Genomic DNA, 15,745 nt, shown 5'->3' with positions numbered 1-15,745 from the left:
CCAGCGTGGGACGCGTCCGGACGGCCGGGCAGGGGCGATCTCCCGCACGATCCGGGACCAACGGCCCTGCCGCGCCGGTTCCCGACGGGGTGACATGGACGTGGCGGATCCGTACCCGGGTCGGGAGGGCGGCGACCATGACCACACTCGACGTGCTCCGCGCACACCCGTTCGTCGCCGAGCTGCCCGAGGCGTCGCTGTCGCGGCTCGCCGCGTACGCGCGCCCGGTGGTGTGGCACCCCGGCCAGCGGCTGTTCCAGCCGGGACGTCCGGCGGAGCGTTTCTGGCTGGTACGGGGCGGTGAGGTGGTGCTGGACGTCACGGTGCCCGGCCGCGGTGCCGTCGTGATCGAGTCGATCGGTCCGGGCGGCGTGCTGGGCTGGTCCTGGCTCTTCCCGCCGTACCGCTGGCAGTTCGGCGCGGTGGCCGTCCAGCGCAGTACGGCGGTGGAGTTCACCGCCGCGGCCGTCCGCCGGCTCATCGAGACCGACGACGCCCTGGGCAAGGAGCTGACCACGCGCTTCATGGCCATCGTGGTGGACCGCCTCCAGGCGGCCCGGGGGCGGCTGCTCGACGTGTACGGCTACCCGACCGCGCTCCCGCCGACGGGCTGACCGGCGCGGCGGCGGCGCCCCCAACGGTCTCCGTCGGCCCGCTACCCGTCGCGCGAGCGCACCACCACCTCGTCGACCTCCAGCCGGCCGATGCGCAGCTCCCGGATCACCGCCCGCCGGATCGCGAGCCGCCCGACCGCCAGCGCGCCCACCGCGACCGCGCCCACGGCCAGGGCACCCACCGCGAGGGCCCCGAGAGACGCCGCCCCGGCCGCGCCGGCGCCGCCGGCAGCCGCCCCGAGCGCACGCGTGGGTCGTACGTTCATCGCCATGCCGCCATTGTCGCGGCGCCGCGGCCCGCGGGTGCCGCAACCGCCCGGTGGGCAGCCCGCGGCCCGGCCGCCGGTGTGCAGGGGCGGCCGGGCCGGACAGCGGGGTTCAGGGCTGGATCACCAGGCGGGCGGCGACCCGGCCGGCGAGCACGTCCTCGATCGCCTCGTTGATCTCGTCGAGCTTGCGGGTCTCCAGGACGACCCGGGTACGGCCGGCGGCGTGCAGCCGGAACACCTCGGCGAGGTCGGCGCGGGTGCCGACGATCGAGCCGAGCACCCGGATGCCCTTCAGGACGGTCTCGAACACCGGCAGGGTGATCGAGTTGTCCTTCGGCAGCGACACCAGCACGAGCCGGCCGCCTCGGCGCAGGCAGCGGTGTGCCTGCTCGATCACGGTCGGGCTGGCGGCCAGCACGACGGCCACATCCACGCCGCCGAGGGCGGTGATCGCCTCGACCGGGTCGACCGCGGCCGCGTTCACCGTGTGCGTCGCGCCGAGGTCGGTGGCCAGGGCCAGCTTCTCGGCGGTCACGTCCACGGCGACCGTCTCGCCGCCGTGCAGCTGCGCGTACTGCTGCGCGAGGTGTCCGAGCCCGCCGATGCCGAAGATCGCCACCCGGTCGCCGGGTCGCACGTCGGCGACCTTCACCGCCTTGTACGTGGTGACCCCGGCGCAGGTCAGCGGCGCGGCCTCGACCGGGTTCACGCCGTCGGGCACGCGCACCGCGTACCGGGCGGACGCGACGGCGTACTCGGCGTGCGCGCCGTCGACGGAGTAGCCGGTGTTGCGCTGGGACTCGCACAGCGTCTCCCAGCCGCTGACGCAGTAGTCGCAGGTGCCGCAGGCCCAGCCGAGCCAGGGCAGGGCGACCCGGTCGCCCACGGCGTGTTCGGTGACGCCGGGGCCGACCCGCTCGACGATGCCGACGCCCTCGTGCCCCGGAACGAACGGCGGGTTCGGCTTGACCGGCCAGTCACCCCGGGCGGCGTGGATGTCGGTGTGGCAGAGCCCGCTCGCCTCGATCCGGACCAGCACCTGGCCGGGGCCGGGTTCCGGGACCGGCACGTCGAGGATCTCCAGTGGACGGTCGAACGCGGTGACGACGGTGGCACGCATCGGGACCTCCCTTCATCGCTTCCTCTCGGTTCCTGTCACCAGCCTCGTCCTCCCGGCCCGAACCGGGGAGAGGCGCAGGACCGGCCGGACCGGGACCTCCGGCCCCCGTCGACGAGACGGGGCCGCCCCGGCGGGGCGCGGACGGCAGGGGGACGACGTCCGCGCCCCGACCGGGGACGGCGGGCCGCGCGGGACACGCGGCCGTGGCGGGCGCCGGGCCGGGGGACGGCGGCGCCCGCGGGTCGGTCAGCGCTGGACGACCAGGCGGCGGGCCCGCAGCAGGCGTGCCCACCAGGGACGCGGCGTCCGTGCCGGCGGCAGCGGCAGACCCTTGAGGCTGACCCAGCCGCCCGGTCCCATGGTCACCGTGCCGATCGCCGGCGGCCGGCGCCGGGCGGCCACCGCCGCACCGGCCGCGAGCAGGCCGAGCGCGACGACACCGGCCGTCGCGGCGAGCAGCCGGTCCGGGTCGAGCACCGGCCGGTAGCGCACCCGGCCGTCGGAGAGGACGAACGCCCCGACCGGCCGGCCGTCGCGGTTGACCGGCACCAGCGCCGCCGCCGGCTCGCCCGGCAGGTCCAGCACCGGACCGACGGGTACGCCGGCCGCCGGGCGCTCCGCCGCAGCGGCTGCCGGCCGGGGGACCGGCGGGGTGGACGGCGCGGGTCCGGTGGGGTTGAGGATCGCGGTCATGGCAGCCACCCCTCTCAACGGGAGTCGGACGCGCCGCCGGCCGGGTCGACGGCGGCCCGGCCGGCGGCCAGCCGGGCGATCGGCACCCGGTACGGCGAGCACGAGACGTAGTCCAGGCCGGCGTCGGCGAAGAAGGCGATCGACGCCGGGTCGCCGCCGTGCTCCCCGCACAGCCCGACGGTGAGGTCCGGGCGGGCCGCCCGACCCTCGGCCACGGCCAGCCGGACCAGCCGGCCCACTCCGGCCGCGTCGACCGTCTCGAACGGGGAGACGCCGAGGATGCCGCGCTCCAGGTACGTGCCGACGAACGTGGCCTCCACGTCGTCGCGGGAGAACGCCCAGGTCGTCTGGGTCAGGTCGTTGGTGCCGAAGGAGAAGAAGTGCGCCTCGTGGGCGAGGTCCCCGGCGGTCAGCGCGGCGCGGGGCGTCTCGACCATCGTGCCGACCGGGATCGGTGGGACGCCCGGTACGCCGGCGAGGACCTCCTCGATCTCGGCGCGGACGGCGGTCAGCTCCCGCACGTCGGTGACGAGCGGGACCATGATCTCCGGCCGGGGGTCCCCGCCGGCGCTGACCCGCTGCGCCGCCGCCTCGGCGAGGGCCCGGACCTGCACGGCGAACAGGCCGGGAACGGCCAGGCCGAGCCGAACCCCGCGCAGCCCCAGCATGGGGTTCGCCTCGTGCATCCGCCGGACGGCCGCCAGCAGGACGCCGTCCCGTCCCGGGTCCTCGCCCAGCGCCTCGGCGCGGGCCACCCGGGCGGTCAGCTCGTGCAGGGGTGGCAGGAACTCGTGCAGCGGCGGGTCGAGCAGCCGGACCGTCACCGGAAGCCCGTCCATCGCGGCCAGGATCTCGACGAAGTCCGCCCGCTGCACGGGCAGCAGCGCGGCCAGGGCGGTGGCCCGGGTCGCCGGGTCGTCGGCGAGGATCACGCGCTCCACCAACTCCCGGCGCTCGCCGAGGAACATGTGCTCGGTCCGGCACAGCCCGATCCCGGCCGCCCCGTACGCGCGGGCCCGCCGGGCGTCGACGGCCGTGTCGGCGTTGGCGCGCACCCCCAGCCGGCGGACCGCGTCGGCGTGCCGGAGCAGCCGGTCCACGGCGGCGACCAGGCGGTCGGACTCCGGGACCAGCTCACCGGCGAGGTAGCGGGCGACAGGGGACGGCGCGACCGGCACCTCGCCGGGGTACACCGCGCCGGTGCTGCCGTCGACGGAGACCACGTCACCGGCCCGGAGCACCCGGTCGCCGACCACGACCTCGCCGCGCTCCGCGTCGATCCGCAGCTCCTCGGCGCCGCAGACGCAGGTCCGTCCCATGCCGCGGGCCACCACGGCGGCGTGCGACGTCTTGCCACCGCGCGCGGTGAGCACACCCGAGGCGGCGATCATGCCGGGCAGGTCGTCCGGGTTGGTCTCCTGCCGGACCAGGATCACCGGTCCGGTCGCCGCGACGGCAGCCGCCGAGTCGAAGACGATCGCGCCGACCGCCGCGCCGGGCGACGCGCCGACCCCGGTGGTGAGCGGCGGCGGCGCCACCGCGAGGTCGAACGCCGGGAACATCAGCTGGGCCAGCTGGCCGCCGTCGACCCGGTGCAGCGCCTCGTCGGCAGTGATCAGGCCCTCGTCGACGAGCTGCGCGGCGATCGTGAACGCCGCGCCGGGCGTGCGCTTGCCGACCCGGGTCTGCAACATCCACAACCGGCCGCGCTCGATGGTGAACTCCACGTCGCACAGGTCCCGGTAGTGCCGTTCCAGGACACCCATGATCCGCATCAGCTCGCCGAAGCTCGCCGGGTCGGTCCGTTCCAGCTCGGCCAGCGGCACCGTGTTCCGGACGCCGGCCACCACGTCCTCGCCCTGCGCGTCGGGCAGGTAGTCGCCGTACACGCCCGGCTCCCCGGTGGCCGGGTCGCGGGTGAACGCCACCCCGGTGCCGGAGTCCGCGCCCAGGTTGCCGAAGACCATCGCCATCACGGTGACCGCGGTGCCGAGGTCGTCCGGGATGTGCTCGCGTCGGCGGTAGAGCACCGCGCGCTCGGCGTTCCACGACTCGAAGACCGCGCGGACGGCCAGGTAGAGCTGCTCGTGCGGGGCCTGGGGGAAGTCGTGCCCGACCTGCCCGGCGTACACCTTCTTGTACGTGTCGACCAGCGCGCGCAGCGTCGCCGCGTCCGGCCCGGCCGGCCCGGCGGCGGCGCGGACCGCGGCCAGCTCCCGTTCGAACTCCTCGGCCGGTACGCCGTGCACGGTCCGCCCGAACATCTGGATCAAGCGGCGGTAGGAGTCCCATGCGAAGCGCTCGTCACCGGTCCGCGCGGCCAGGCCGGCCACCGTGGCGTCGTTGAGGCCGATGTCGAGGATCGTCTCCATCATCCCCGGCATCGAGTACCGCCCACCGGAGCGGACCGCGAGCAGCAACGGGTCGTGCGGGTCGCCGAGCCGCCGGTCCAGCCGGGCCTCGATCTCCCGCAGGTGCGCGTTGACCTCGTCGAACAGGCCGACCGGCGGCCGGCCCTCGGCCAGGTACGCCCGGCACGCCTCCGTGGTCACGGTGAAGCCGGGCGGCACCGGCAGCCCGAGCCGCGTCATCTCGGCCAGGTTCGCGCCCTTGCCGCCGAGCAGGTCCGCCCTGCTCCGGTCGCCCTCGATGAAGTCGTAGACGTATCTCGTCATCGCTGCCGGCCTCCTCCGTCGCCCGCGGGACGTCGTCCCCCTTCGTTGGTAGCCCCGAGCGCCGTGGCCCCGGCAGGGCCGGACGGGACCCCGTGCGGGCCAGAGGTCCCGATCCGCGGCGGGCCCGGCCCGCCGCCGCTCGTCCGTAATGTCGGCCCCACGCCCTATCCTCGGCGTCTGTGACCGCCCAACTGCGACTGCGCCCGGTGCTCGACGACGATCTGCCGCTCTTCTTCACCCACCAGTTGGACGCCGAGGCCAACTGGATGGCGGCGTTCGGCCCGGCGGACCCGGCAGACCGCGCCGCGTTCGACGCCCACTGGCGCCGGGTCCGCGCGGACCCGGCCGTGATGTCGCGCACGGTGGTCGTCGACGGCGAGGTGGTCGGCCACGTGAACGTTTTCCCGGCCGACGGGCGCACCGAGGTCAGCTACTGGATCGACCCCCGCCGGTGGGGCCGGGGGTACGCCACCGGGGCGCTCGCCGCCCTGTTGGGTGAGGTGTCCCGCCGGCCGGTGCACGCCCGCGCCGCCAAGGACAACCGGGCGTCGCTCGCGGTGCTCCGCAAGTGCGGGTTCGTCGTCACCGGCGAGGACCGCGGCTACGCCCACGGACGCGGCGCCGAGGTCGAGGAGTGGATCCTGGAGCTGTCGGGCCAGGCCCCCGACCCGGCCTGACCAGGGCAGGCACTACCCTCGCGGGGTGAACTGGCTGGAACTGATCGGCTGGACCGGCTCCGCGGTGCTGGTCTGGTCGCTGCTGCAGACGCGCATCCTCCGGCTGCGCGCCCTGAACCTGATCGGCTGCCTCATCCTCATCGGCTACAACGCCGCGGTGCAGGTGTGGCCGATGGTCGGGTTGAACGTGGTGCTGGCGGCGATCAACGTCTGGTACCTGCGCACCATGCTCGCCACCCGGCACGACGAGGCGACCTACGAGGTGGTCGAGGTGGGCGTCGACGACCAGTTCCTGGCCCACACCCTCCGCGTGCACGCGGCCGACATCGCCCGGTTCAACCCCGGCTTCACCTGGCCGCCGGAGGGGGAGCGGTCGGCGTTCGTGGTGATGAAGGCCGACGAGGTCGTCGGGGTGGTGCTGTCGCACGCCGAGCCCGGCGGGGTGGCGCAGATCGACCTCGACTACGTCACCCGCCGGTTCCGCGACTTCACCCCGGGCGAGTTCGTGTACCGGCGCAGCCGGCTGTTCACCGACCGCGGGTTCCGCCGGGTGGTCAGCCCGCCCGGCATGGTCGCGCCCTATTACCACCGGCTCGGGTTCCGCCCCCAGGGCGACGCGTACGTGCTGGATCTGCCCGCCTCGGCGTGACACCTCCCCGCCGAGGGTTCGGTGGCCCCTCCGCGGGGCACAGATGCGCGTACGCCGGCGCCGCCCCGCCCGGCGGTGCCGGCGACGGACGCCGGCGCGGTCCGCAGGAGGAGTACCCGGCGTGCAGAGCTACGGGAGCCAACTGGCCCTGGTGGGTGTCCTGGTCGTCCTGAACGCGCTCTTCGCGGGCAGCGAGATGGCGCTGGTGTCGCTGCGGGACAGCCAGATCCAGCGCCTCGAACGCACCAGCCGGGCCGGGCGTACGCTGGCCCGCCTCGCCCGCGACCCGAACCGTTTCCTCGCCACCATCCAGATCGGCATCACCCTGGCCGGGTTCCTGGCCTCGGCGGCCGCCGCGGTGTCCCTGGCCCGGCCCCTGGTGCCGCTGCTGGCGCCGCTGGGCGGCGCCGCCGAGACGGTCGCGATCGTGCTGGTCACCCTGGCGCTGACGTTCGTCACGCTGGTCTTCGGCGAGTTGGCGCCGAAGCGGATCGCCATGCAGGCCGCCGAGCGGTGGGCGCTGCTGGTGGCCCGCCCGCTGGACGTGCTCGCCGGTCTCACCCGGCCGGCGGTCTGGGCGCTCGGCGCGACCAGCGACCTGGTGGTCCGCCTGGTGGGGCTCGACCCGAAGCACGAGCCGGACGAGATCGGCCCGGACGAGCTACGTGACATCGTCGCCAGCAACCACGGCTTCACCAAGGAACAGCGCATGATCATCGCCGGGGCGGTGGAGATCGCCGACCGGCAGCTCAAGGCGGTGCTCGTACCCCGGTTGCAGGTCTTCACGCTCGACAGCGGCACCACCGCGGAGGCCGCCCGGCTGGTGCTCGCCGCCACCGGCCACTCCCGGGCGCCGGTGGTCCGGCACGGCGGGCTCGACGACGCGGTCGGCGTGATCCACCTGCGTGACCTGGTCGGCATGCCGGACGCCCGGCCGGTCGACGAGATCGCCCGCCCGCCGATGCTGCTGCCCGACTCGCTGCCGGTGGTCGAGGCGCTGCGCCAGTTCAAGGCGGAGCGGCAGCACATCGCCCTGGTGGTGGACGAGCGCGGCGCGGTCGACGGGATCGTCACCCTCGAGGACATCCTCGAGGAGATCGTCGGCGAGATCTACGACGAGACCGACCGGGACGTCCGCTCGGTACGCACCGACCCGGACGGGTCGATGCTGCTGCCCGGCACGTTCCCCGTGCACGACCTACCCGATGTCGGCGTCGACCTGCCCGGCCGGCCCAGCGGCGACTACACCACGGTCGCCGGGCTGGTCCTCGCCGGCCTCGGCCACATCCCGACCGTGGCCGGGGAGAGCGTCACGGTCGACGGGTGGGAGCTGGAGGTGACCCGCGTCGACCACCGCGCCATCGACCAGGTGCGGGTACGCCGGGCCGCGCCCGCCCGCGACGACGAGGCCACCCCGGCCCTCGACCCGTCCCGCTCCTGACCGGTCACCGCCCGACCTCCACCGTCCCGGCGGTCGCGTGGCCTCCGGCGGGCGGGCTGTGCGCGTACCGGGTCGGGCCGGCGCGGTGCGGGGCGGCCGGGACGGGCCGGCGGTGGCGGCGGTCAGGCGGGCGTGAGGTTCTGGAGGCGGACCTGGCCGCGCGCGATCAGCCGGTCGTCGCCGTCGGTGACCTCCACCTGCCACAGCTGCTGGCTGCGACCCCGGTGCACGGGCGTCCCGACGGCGGTCAGCTCCCCGTCGCGGACCGCGCGGAGGAAGTCGGTCTGGTTCGACACGCCGACCACCTGGCCCCGGTCACCCAGCCACAGCGCGCCGCCGACGCTGGCCGCGGTCTCCACGACCGAGCAGTACACGCCGCCGTGCTGGATGCCGAACGGCTGGTGCAGCTCGGGGCGGACCTGCCACCGGATGACCACCCGGTCGGCACTCGCCTCATCGAACTTCAGACCGAGCAGCGCCACGAAACCACCCGTCAGGTCCGGCTCGTCCACGAAGACCCCTCCTCAATGAGCAGGCGGCCAGCGTAGCGGGCACCGGACCGGCAAACCCGGTACGGGCGGAGGCCGGTCATGGGGGAGAATCGGTGACCGTGACCGACACCAGCCTCCCGCCGTCCGGGCGGGACTCTCTCTTCGACGACCTGCGGTGGCGCGGCCTGATCCAGGACTCCACCGGCCTGGACGAGCTGCGCGCGCTGCTCGACGGCCCGGGAGCGGCCTTCTATGTGGGCTTCGACCCCACCGCGCCGAGCCTGCACGTCGGCCACCTCATGCAGGTCACCACCGCCCGGCGGCTCCAGCTCGCCGGCCACCGGCCGCTGCTGCTGGTGGGCGGTGCGACCGGCCAGATCGGCGACCCGAAGGAGAGCGCGGAGCGCACGCTCAACCCGCCGGAGGTCGTGGCCGGCTGGGTCGCCCGGATCCGCGAGCAGCTCGCGCCGTTCGTGTCGTACCAGGGCGCCAACGCGGCGCAGCTGGTCAACAACCTGGACTGGACCGCCGAGATGTCGGTGGTCGAGTTCCTGCGCGACGTCGGCAAGCACTTCCCGGTCAACAAGATGCTGGCCCGCGAGGTGGTCAGGGCCCGGCTGGAGAGCGGGATCAGCTTCACCGAGTTCAGCTACCAGCTGCTGCAGGCCAACGACTTCTTCGAGCTGCACCGCCGGCACGGCTGCCAGCTCCAGTACGGCGGCTCCGACCAGTGGGGCAACATCACCGCCGGCGTCGACTACATCCGCCGCCGGGGTGCCGGCCCGGTCGAGGCCTTCACCACGCCTCTGGTGACCAGGTCGGACGGGACGAAGTTCGGCAAGACCGAGGGTGGCGCCATCTGGCTGGACCCGGAGATGACCAGCCCGTATGCCTTCTACCAGTTCTGGGTCAACGTCGACGACCGGGACGTGAGCCGGTACCTGCGATTCTTCAGCTTCCGTCCACGGGCGGACCTGGAGGCGCTGGAGAAGGAGACGGCGGAACGGCCGGCGGCCCGGGCCGCCCAGCGGGCCCTGGCCGAGGAGCTCACCACCCTCGTGCACGGCGAGCGGGAGATGGCCCAGGTCGTCGCGGCCAGCCAGGCTCTCTTCGGGCGGGGCTCGTTGGAGGAGCTGTCCCCGGTCACCCTGCGGGCGGCGCTCACCGAGGCCGGGCTGGTCCACCTCGACGAGCTGCCCGATGTGGCCAGCCTGCTCAGGGAGTCGGGCCTGGTGCCGAGCAACAAGGAGGCGCGGCGGGTCATCGCCGAGGGGGGCGCCTACATCAACAACAACCGGGTGACGTCGGCCGACGCGGTGGTCACCCCGGAGGACCTGTTGCACGGCCGGTACCTGGTGCTGCGCCGCGGCAAGCGCTCGTTCGCGGGCGTCGAGCTGCGGAAATAGGCGTACGTCGAGAGTGTGACCGGGGACGCGTCCGGCGGATTTGACGATCACTCCGCCGGACGCGTACCTTTCTCTCTGCCAGCGCGGAACGGGCGAAAAAGGGCGAAAGTCCTGAACGGCCGGAGCGCGGGAATGACCTCAGGGGCGTGCGGTTGCTATCCGTGCGAACCTGGACCGGGCGGTGCCCCGGATCTGCCGGGAGGCGGATTTGGTGAGGCGGAACCGACCGGGTAAGGTTAACGGCCGGCAGGGAGCCGGGCGCGCTCGCGGGAAACCGCAGCGGCCGGTCTGCTGGAACCATGAAGCGAACGACGAGAGTCGGTCGCGATGTGGTGCCCCGGAAATGGTGTGAAGCACGACAAAGCGCCACAGAGCGGTTTGACACGGCGGAAACCACCGGGTAACGTAGTAAAAGTGCCCGGCGCGAGAGCGGTGGGTGGGAGTGAAGCCCCGGATGGGGCCCACGGTGTGGGTTTCTGATGGTGTGTGGTTGTTCTTTGAGAACTCAACAGGGTGCTTGATAAGCCAGTGCCAAATTGTTTTATACCCCGGACTGGTCGAGGCTGTGGTTTCGGCTGGTTGGGATTCCTTTGGCAACACTTTGTTGTCGGGACAGTTTTTCAACAGGTTTTTGTTGGAGAGTTTGATCCTGGCTCAGGACGAACGCTGGCGGCGTGCTTAACACATGCAAGTCGAGCGGAAAGGCCCTTCGGGGTACTCGAGCGGCGAACGGGTGAGTAACACGTGAGCAACCTGCCCTAGGCTTTGGGATAACCCCGGGAAACCGGGGCTAATACCGGATAGGACTTCCTGCCGCATGGTGGGGGGTGGAAAGTTTTTCGGCCTGGGATGGGCTCGCGGCCTATCAGCTTGTTGGTGGGGTGATGGCCTACCAAGGCGACGACGGGTAGCCGGCCTGAGAGGGCGACCGGCCACACTGGGACTGAGACACGGCCCAGACTCCTACGGGAGGCAGCAGTGGGGAATATTGCACAATGGGCGGAAGCCTGATGCAGCGACGCCGCGTGAGGGATGACGGCCTTCGGGTTGTAAACCTCTTTCAGCAGGGACGAAGCGGAAGTGACGGTACCTGCAGAAGAAGCGCCGGCCAACTACGTGCCAGCAGCCGCGGTAAGACGTAGGGCGCGAGCGTTGTCCGGATTTATTGGGCGTAAAGAGCTCGTAGGCGGCTTGTCGCGTCGACTGTGAAAACCCGCGGCTCAACTGCGGGCCTGCAGTCGATACGGGCAGGCTAGAGTTCGGTAGGGGAGACTGGAATTCCTGGTGTAGCGGTGAAATGCGCAGATATCAGGAGGAACACCGGTGGCGAAGGCGGGTCTCTGGGCCGATACTGACGCTGAGGAGCGAAAGCGTGGGGAGCGAACAGGATTAGATACCCTGGTAGTCCACGCTGTAAACGTTGGGCGCTAGGTGTGGGGGGCCTCTCCGGTTCCCTGTGCCGCAGCTAACGCATTAAGCGCCCCGCCTGGGGAGTACGGCCGCAAGGCTAAAACTCAAAGGAATTGACGGGGGCCCGCACAAGCGGCGGAGCATGCGGATTAATTCGATGCAACGCGAAGAACCTTACCTGGGTTTGACATGGCCGCAAAACCGGCAGAGATGTCGGGTCCTTCGGGGGCGGTCACAGGTGGTGCATGGCTGTCGTCAGCTCGTGTCGTGAGATGTTGGGTTAAGTCCCGCAACGAGCGCAACCCTCGTTCGATGTTGCCAGCGCGTTATGGCGGGGACTCATCGAAGACTGCCGGGGTCAACTCGGAGGAAGGTGGGGATGACGTCAAGTCATCATGCCCCTTATGTCCAGGGCTTCACGCATGCTACAATGGCCGGTACAATGGGCTGCGATACCGTGAGGTGGAGCGAATCCCAAAAAGCCGGTCTCAGTTCGGATCGGGGTCTGCAACTCGACCCCGTGAAGTCGGAGTCGCTAGTAATCGCAGATCAGCAACGCTGCGGTGAATACGTTCCCGGGCCTTGTACACACCGCCCGTCACGTCACGAAAGTCGGCAACACCCGAAGCCGGTGGCCCAACCCGTCAGGGAGGGAGCCGTCGAAGGTGGGGCTGGCGATTGGGACGAAGTCGTAACAAGGTAGCCGTACCGGAAGGTGCGGCTGGATCACCTCCTTTCTAAGGAGCACCATCCACCGAAGGGTGGTATGGAGCCCGCGGCCCGCGGATGTCGGGTCGGGGTGCTCGATTGGCGGAGACACTGGCGAGTTTTTCCCTGGCAACGGCCGGGTTCTTCCTAGTACGGCCACTTCGGTGGTGTGGAACGGGGTCCTGGTGCGGCTGGGGGAGGATGATGGGCACCCTGTTGGGTCCTGAAGGAACAACCGGTGGTTGTCCTTTCGGAAACCATGACCTGGAGTTGAGTTCCAGGGTTGGTTGCCAGGCACGGCCTGGCCTCGCATACCGGATGCTGCCCCCGTGGGGGTGGGGTTGCTGGTGTGGGGTGTTTCGGGTTGTGGGTTGGTCGTTTGTTGAGAATTGCACAGTGGACGCGAGCATCTTTGTGGTCAAGTTGTCAAGGGCGAACGGTGGATGCCTTGGCACCAGGAGCCGATGAAGGACGTGGGAGGCCGCGATAGGCCTGGGGGAGCTGTCAACCGAGCTGTGATCCCAGGGTGTCCGAATGGGGGAACCCGGCATCAGTCATGTGGTGTCACCCGCACCTGAACTCATAGGGTGTGTGGAGGGAACGCGGGGAAGTGAAACATCTCAGTACCCGTAGGAAGAGAAAACAACAGTGATTCCGTGAGTAGTGGCGAGCGAAAGCGGATTGAGGCTAAACCGGCTGCGTGTGATACCTGTCAGGGGTTGCGTGGTCGGGGTTGTGGGACCCTGCTACACGAGCTGACACTCGTGTGAGGAGTTACAAAGCCAGTTGTTAGTCGAATGGTCTGGAAAGGCCGACCGTAGACGGTGATAGTCCGGTAGGTGAAAGCAGCTGGTCTTCTGTGGGTGTTCCCGAGTAGCGGCGGACTCCTGAAATCTGCCGTGAATCTGCCAGGACCACCTGGTAAGCCTAAATACTTCCTGGTGACCGATAGCGGACGAGTACCGTGAGGGAATGGTGAAAAGTACCCCGGGAGGGGAGTGAAATAGTACCTGAAACCGTTCGCCTACAATCCGTCGGAGCCTTGCGGGGTGACGGCGTGCCTTTTGAAGAATGAGCCTGCGAGTTAGTGGCATGTGGCGAGGTTAACCCGTGTGGGGGAGCCGTAGCGAAAGCGAGTCTGAATAGGGCGATTCAGTCGCGTGTCCTAGACCCGAAGCGGAGTGATCTAGCCATGGGCAGGCTGAAGCGCGGGTAAGACCGCGTGGAGGGCCGAACCCACCAACGTTGAAAAGTTGGGGGATGACCTGTGGTTAGGGGTGAAAGGCCAATCAAACTCCGTGATAGCTGGTTCTCCCCGAAATGCATTTAGGTGCAGCGTCGCGTGTTTCTTGCCGGAGGTAGAGCACTGGATGGTCTAGGGGGCCCACAAGCTTACCGAAATCAGCCAAACTCCGAATGCCGGTAAGTGAGAGCGCGGCAGTGAGACTGCGGGGGATAAGCTTCGTAGTCGAGAGGGAAACAGCCCAGATCACCAGCTAAGGCCCCTAAGCGTGTGCTAAGTGGAAAAGGATGTGGGGTCGCATAGACAACCAGGAGGTTGGCTTAGAAGCAGCCACCCTTTAAAGAGTGCGTAATAGCTCACTGGTCAAGTGGTTCCGCGCCGACAATGTAGCGGGGCTCAAGCACACCGCCGAAGCTGTGGCACTCACACAAGTACTTCGCCGGCGCTCTTCGGGGTGTTGGTGCAGGTGTGTGGGTGGGTAGGGGAGCGTCGTGCCGGGGGTGAAGCAGCGGGGTGACCCAGTTGTGGACGCGGCACGAGTGAGAATGCAGGCATGAGTAGCGAAAGAAGGGTGAGAAACCCTTCCGCCGGATGACCAAGGGTTCCAGGGCCAGGCTAATCCGCCCTGGGTGAGTCGGGACCTAAGGCGAGGCCGAGAGGCGTAGTCGATGGACAACGGGTTGATATTCCCGTACCCGCGAAGGAGCGACCCTGACGAACCTCGTTGTGCTAACCACCCGATCTGTGGGCGGTCTTCGGACCAAACACGGGGAGCGTGGGAACCTGGCGGGTAGTAGTCAAGCGATGGGGTGACGCAGGAAGGTAGCTGAGCCCGGCCGGTGGTTGTGCCGGGGTAAGCGTGTAGGCCGTGCTGTAGGCAAATCCGCAGCACACATAGGCTGAGACGTGATGCCGAGCCGATTCAGGTGAAGTCAGTGATCCTATGCTGCCGAGAAAAGCCTCTAGCGAGTTCCGAGCGGCCCGTACCCCAAACCGACACAGGTGGTCAGGTAGAGAATACCGAGGCGATCGGGCGAACTGTGGTTAAGGAACTCGGCAAATTGCCCCCGTAACTTAGGGAGAAGGGGGGCCGGAGACGTGAAGCCCCGCGCGGGTGGAGCGTTGTATGGCCGCAGAGAGCAGGGGGAAGCGACTGTTTACTAAAAACACAGGTCCATGCGAAGAAGTAATTCGATGTATATGGACTGACGCCTGCCCGGTGCTGGAACGTTAAGGGGACCTGTTAGCTCTTTCGGGGGCGAAGCGGAGAACTTAAGCGCCAGTAAACGGCGGTGGTAACTATAACCATCCTAAGGTAGCGAAATTCCTTGTCGGGTAAGTTCCGACCTGCACGAATGGCGTAACGACTTCCCCACTGTCTCAACCACAGGCCCGGCGAAATTGCACTACGAGTAAAGATGCTCGTTACGCGCGGCAGGACGGAAAGACCCCGGGACCTTTACTATAGCTTGACATTGGTATCTGAATTAGCTTGTGTAGGATAGGTGGGAGCCGGTGAAGCTCGCACGCCAGTGCGGGTGGAGGCAATCTTGAAATACCACTCTGGTTGGTTTGGGTATCTAACTTCGGACCGTTATCCGGTTCAGGGACAGTGTCTGGTGGGTAGTTTAACTGGGGCGGTTGCCTCCTAAAGGGTAACGGAGGCGCCCAAAGGTTCCCTCAGCCTGGTTGGCAATCAGGTGTTGAGTGCAAGTGCACAAGGGAGCTTGACTGTGAGACTGACAGGTCGAGCAGGGACGAAAGTCGGGACTAGTGATCCGGCACTGGCATGTGGAAGCGGTGTCGCTCAACGGATAAAAGGTACCCCGGGGATAACAGGCTGATCTTCCCCAAGAGTCCATATCGACGGGATGGTTTGGCACCTCGATGTCGGCTCGTCGCATCCTGGGGCTGTAGCAGGTCCCAAGGGTTGGGCTGTTCGCCCATTAAAGCGGTACGCGAGCTGGGTTTAGAACGTCGTGAGACAGTTCGGTCCCTATCCGCCGTGCGCGTAGGATACTTGAGAAGGGCTGTCCCTAGTACGAGAGGACCGGGACGGACGAACCTCTGGTGTGCCAGTTGTCCCGCCAGGGGCACGGCTGGTTAGCTACGTTCGGAAGGGATAACCGCTGAAAGCATCTAAGCGGGAAGCTCGCTTCAAGATGAGGTATCCCACCACCTTTCGGGGTGGGTAAGGCCCCCAGCTAGACGACTGGGTTGATAGGCCGGAAATGTAAGCCCGGTAACGGGTTCAGTTGACCGGTACTAATAGGCCGAGGACTTGACCAACAAAGCTGCTACGCGTCCACTGTGCAACTCCCGACAAACGAACAACAAACCCGTGTGGGT

10 protein-coding genes and 2 rRNA genes are annotated in these 15,745 nt (G+C 69.1%); 7 read left to right on the top strand and 5 right to left on the bottom strand.

Annotation, left to right across the window (positions count from 1 at the left end):
- The first annotated feature begins 137 nt into the window (after positions 1-137).
- A complete protein-coding gene (locus ACN26Y_RS25375; RefSeq protein ID WP_155332672.1) occupies positions 138-614 on the top strand; it encodes a Crp/Fnr family transcriptional regulator in 477 nt (158 codons plus the stop codon).
- A gap of 41 nt (positions 615-655) precedes the next feature.
- Here ACN26Y_RS25375 and ACN26Y_RS25370 read toward each other — a convergent pair whose 3' ends face one another.
- From ACN26Y_RS25370 to ppdK, 4 genes are all read right to left on the bottom strand, one after another.
- Positions 656-886 carry a hypothetical protein gene (locus ACN26Y_RS25370; RefSeq protein ID WP_155332671.1) on the bottom strand — a complete coding sequence of 77 codons (231 nt, stop codon included), beginning with the start codon at positions 884-886 and terminating at the stop codon, positions 656-658.
- Positions 887-992: 106 nt separating this feature from the next.
- A complete protein-coding gene (gene adhP / locus ACN26Y_RS25365; protein ID WP_155332670.1) occupies positions 993-2,003 on the bottom strand; it encodes an alcohol dehydrogenase AdhP in 1,011 nt (336 codons plus the stop codon).
- Between the two features lie 246 nt (positions 2,004-2,249).
- Entirely contained in the window at positions 2,250-2,696 is a 447-nt protein-coding gene (locus ACN26Y_RS25360; protein WP_155332669.1) for a hypothetical protein, read from the bottom strand.
- 14 nt (positions 2,697-2,710) lie between these two features.
- Entirely contained in the window at positions 2,711-5,371 is a 2,661-nt protein-coding gene (gene ppdK / locus ACN26Y_RS25355; RefSeq protein WP_155332668.1) for a pyruvate, phosphate dikinase, read from the bottom strand.
- A 179-nt stretch (positions 5,372-5,550) separates the two neighbouring features.
- On the opposite strand from ppdK, the gene ACN26Y_RS25350 reads away from it, so the two are divergent.
- From ACN26Y_RS25350 to ACN26Y_RS25340, 3 genes are all read left to right on the top strand, one after another.
- Positions 5,551-6,048, top strand: a complete 498-nt coding sequence (locus ACN26Y_RS25350; protein WP_155332667.1) for a GNAT family N-acetyltransferase — start codon at positions 5,551-5,553, stop codon at positions 6,046-6,048.
- Positions 6,049-6,073: 25 nt separating this feature from the next.
- Entirely contained in the window at positions 6,074-6,697 is a 624-nt protein-coding gene (locus ACN26Y_RS25345; protein WP_155332666.1) for a hypothetical protein, read from the top strand.
- Positions 6,698-6,818: 121 nt separating this feature from the next.
- Positions 6,819-8,138 (top strand): hemolysin family protein, encoded by a 1,320-nt coding sequence (locus ACN26Y_RS25340; RefSeq protein ID WP_155332665.1) that lies wholly within the window; start codon positions 6,819-6,821, stop codon positions 8,136-8,138.
- Between the two features lie 122 nt (positions 8,139-8,260).
- On the opposite strand, the gene ACN26Y_RS25335 is transcribed toward ACN26Y_RS25340, so the two are convergent.
- Positions 8,261-8,650 carry a PaaI family thioesterase gene (locus tag ACN26Y_RS25335; RefSeq protein ID WP_155332664.1) on the bottom strand — a complete coding sequence of 130 codons (390 nt, stop codon included), beginning with the start codon at positions 8,648-8,650 and terminating at the stop codon, positions 8,261-8,263.
- Between the two features lie 98 nt (positions 8,651-8,748).
- On the opposite strand from ACN26Y_RS25335, the gene tyrS reads away from it, so the two are divergent.
- The 3 genes from tyrS (at position 8,749) to ACN26Y_RS25320 (ending at position 15,685) form a co-directional block, all read left to right on the top strand.
- Positions 8,749-10,035 (top strand): tyrosine--tRNA ligase, encoded by a 1,287-nt coding sequence (gene tyrS / locus ACN26Y_RS25330; protein WP_155334287.1) that lies wholly within the window; start codon positions 8,749-8,751, stop codon positions 10,033-10,035.
- A 631-nt stretch (positions 10,036-10,666) separates the two neighbouring features.
- Positions 10,667-12,182, top strand: a 16S ribosomal RNA gene (locus tag ACN26Y_RS25325).
- Between the two features lie 387 nt (positions 12,183-12,569).
- Positions 12,570-15,685: ribosomal RNA gene (locus ACN26Y_RS25320) — 23S ribosomal RNA — on the top strand.
- Together the 16S and 23S rRNA genes form the textbook arrangement of a ribosomal RNA operon.
- Positions 15,686-15,745 lie beyond the last annotated feature (60 nt).

Origin of the sequence: Micromonospora sp. WMMD558 (assembly GCF_049315255.1) — a bacterium.
Classification (GTDB): domain Bacteria; phylum Actinomycetota; class Actinomycetes; order Mycobacteriales; family Micromonosporaceae; genus Micromonospora.
The sequence above is the reverse complement of the archived record's forward strand: the minus strand, read 5'-3'. Positions and strand labels throughout refer to the sequence as shown.

Coding starts and splice junctions, on each gene's coding strand:
- ACN26Y_RS25360 (WP_155332669.1), bottom strand. CDS start 2,696: ATGACCGCGATCCTCAACCCCACCGGACCCGCGCCGTCCACCCCGCCG.
- ppdK (WP_155332668.1), bottom strand. CDS start 5,371: ATGACGAGATACGTCTACGACTTCATCGAGGGCGACCGGAGCAGGGCG.
- adhP (WP_155332670.1), bottom strand. CDS start 2,003: ATGCGTGCCACCGTCGTCACCGCGTTCGACCGTCCACTGGAGATCCTC.
- ACN26Y_RS25375 (WP_155332672.1), top strand. CDS start 138: ATGACCACACTCGACGTGCTCCGCGCACACCCGTTCGTCGCCGAGCTG.
- ACN26Y_RS25370 (WP_155332671.1), bottom strand. CDS start 886: ATGGCGATGAACGTACGACCCACGCGTGCGCTCGGGGCGGCTGCCGGC.